Origin of the sequence: Capnocytophaga sp. CM59, assembly GCF_000293175.1 — a bacterium.
Classification (GTDB): domain Bacteria; phylum Bacteroidota; class Bacteroidia; order Flavobacteriales; family Flavobacteriaceae; genus Capnocytophaga; species Capnocytophaga granulosa.
Map to the genome: position 1 here is coordinate 1 of NZ_ALNN01000027.1, position 2191 is coordinate 2191.

The 2191-nt window shown below is 29.3% G+C and carries 4 protein-coding genes; all 4 read left to right on the forward strand.

The annotated features are described in order from the left end of the window. Positions 1–580 (forward strand): hypothetical protein (locus HMPREF1154_RS07290; RefSeq protein ID WP_009641943.1); only part of this gene is annotated, 580 nt, incomplete at its 5' end. Next, positions 546–1424, forward strand: coding sequence for a hypothetical protein (locus HMPREF1154_RS07295; protein WP_232211984.1), 879 nt, complete (start codon positions 546–548; stop codon positions 1422–1424). The genes HMPREF1154_RS07290 and HMPREF1154_RS07295, both read left to right, overlap by 35 nt. Before the next feature lie 42 nt (positions 1425–1466). Beyond that, positions 1467–1619, forward strand: coding sequence for a hypothetical protein (locus HMPREF1154_RS13350; protein WP_157231255.1), 153 nt, complete (start codon positions 1467–1469; stop codon positions 1617–1619). A 127-nt stretch (positions 1620–1746) separates the two neighbouring features. After that, the coding region (locus HMPREF1154_RS07300; protein ID WP_157231256.1) for a hypothetical protein at positions 1747–2191 on the forward strand (445 nt) is incomplete at its 3' end.

Here is a 2191-nt window from a genome sequence, read left to right on the forward strand (position 1 = left end):
GCCCTCCCCTTCTTTTATAACACGCCGTAAAGATTATTATCCGAATGGAAAAATTAAAAGCATCAAGCATTTTATAGGAGAAAATGTACTTATCAAAAAATCTGTTTATTACAATAAAAAAGGTGTTAAAAGAATTGTAGATGAAGATAAGAAATTCAAGAAAATTAAATATCCTTATATTTTACAATTCTTGGAAAAGAAAGGGCATATCAACCTTAAAACGGGAGAAGGTAGAATTGTTGATATTAAAGGAACAAATTATTTTGGATTTGAATTATATTATGTACAAAAAACTAATATGTGGAAAGTTGTGATAAAAGATGGTTACCCAGAAGATAAATGTTTAGAGAAATATATAGAATTAGCAAAAAAAGAGAAATATATAGAATTAGCAAAAAAAGAAAAACAAAAAAGAGAAAAGGATCATCTGATAGTTTGTACATATAGAAATTGTGATCTACATTATTTTATAGATGCAATTTCTGGAAAACAGATTTCAAAACAAGAGTACGCAAAAAGATATAAAGCAGCATTTGGTAAAGAGAATGAAAGACTTGATTATATCTTTACAGAGCCGTGATATAATTTTTGAGTTGGCAGCAAACAACAAATTAAGAAAAAAGATGGAGACAAAGAAAGAGCTAAAGAAGAAAAAAGAAAGAAGAAATAAAATTGCTATGATTAGCTTATTAATCTTTTTATGTTTCACAATATCTAATGCACAAGAACATTGTGATTTTGAAGATTTTATTAAGGAAAAGATTGGCTATTTAAATGGCGGTTTTGGTAGCAAAGGAAGACTTAATTTAGGGAACATTGATATAAGTTCAATGCTCTCTAAACCATCTTTTGCTACCAATCCTTATATTGGGGTTATTCCTTATATTGGGTTTATTGATATAAAGATTAAAAGAAGATTAGAGATTAATTTTCTAAAAATAGAAAAATCAACAACAAATGATAGTCTTTATATAGCAAAAGGGAAAACAAAAGTTGGTAAAAATGTAAGATTGTTTGAAGGAGATATAAAAATCAAACATGTATATTTTTTTGCAGAACATTCTAAAGGATTAGAAGATGATATGGTGGGGAAAATAAAATCACAAGGAATTATTATTGCTGATTATTATTTTAGAGAAGATAAGAAATTATCAGCTACGGGTATCTTTGAAGGAAAGGTTTTGCTAAAATGGTATATTAACAATAAAGGAGTGTTTTTATATGATGATATTGAAGAATATTCAGATGGCTATAGAAACAACCAATTTGTAGGGACTTGGACAAGTTATAAGACAGGAGTTAAAAAAGTAGCTAATTGGGGCATTTGTCGCATCCCTTGCTCAGGAGACTTAGATATAGGTGCAGCTGAATTTTCTCCTGCTCCTGAATATAAAAAATATGGCTGGGAAGACTATAAACCTTAAATAAAACCCTTACCTTGGCAACAAAATTAACAAGATAGAACAATGAACAATCTACTCACCCATTATCCTGTGAATTGGATAGACGGAATGAAGCTAAGCAGCAGGACACACTCTTATTATAGTAGGCACGAGCTAAAGTCGCTGAATACTTGGAAGCGAGTATGTGACTCGCGCCAGCGGGGGGGAATAATGTAAAAATAATTCTTGAAGAAAGAGAAGTAGAAGAATCTAATTGGAATAACAATAATATAGGAGAAACAAAATGGACTGGAAAATTATAATACTTTTTTTAATAGTAACTTTTAATAGCTATAGTCAAAAGATGGAAGATTATACAATTTTTAAAGACGGCGAAGTTTATATTAACTTCCGTGAATATACTCAAGAAATAATGCCTCAGATAGTTGCTGAATTAGAAAAATACAATTATAAAAAACCTTCTGAAGAGCACTATAAGCAAGTAATAAAATATTTTATCAATAAAGATCTACTACCGCAAAATATAGTGGTGCTGAATGATGCTCTCAGTCCATACATTGCTATTCAAGATAAGGGAATTATATATACAGATGATGGATATGAAAATATAGTTGGGCTTCTGTTATTTCATTTTAATCAATATCTCTTCTACAAAGATCTAAAGTCCTTAGAGTGGCTAAAAGGTAATTATGAAGATATATTATCAGATTTTGTAGTTACTTTCGGTATTTATAGAGATAAAACACTACTAAAATGGTATCTTGATAGAAAAATTAATAATGAAACTG

Excerpts from the sequence above, each read along its gene's own strand:
- HMPREF1154_RS07295 (WP_232211984.1), top strand. The coding sequence starts at position 546 with ATGAAAGACTTGATTATATCTTTACAGAGCCGTGATATAATTTTTGAG.
- HMPREF1154_RS13350 (WP_157231255.1), top strand. The coding sequence starts at position 1,467 with ATGAACAATCTACTCACCCATTATCCTGTGAATTGGATAGACGGAATG.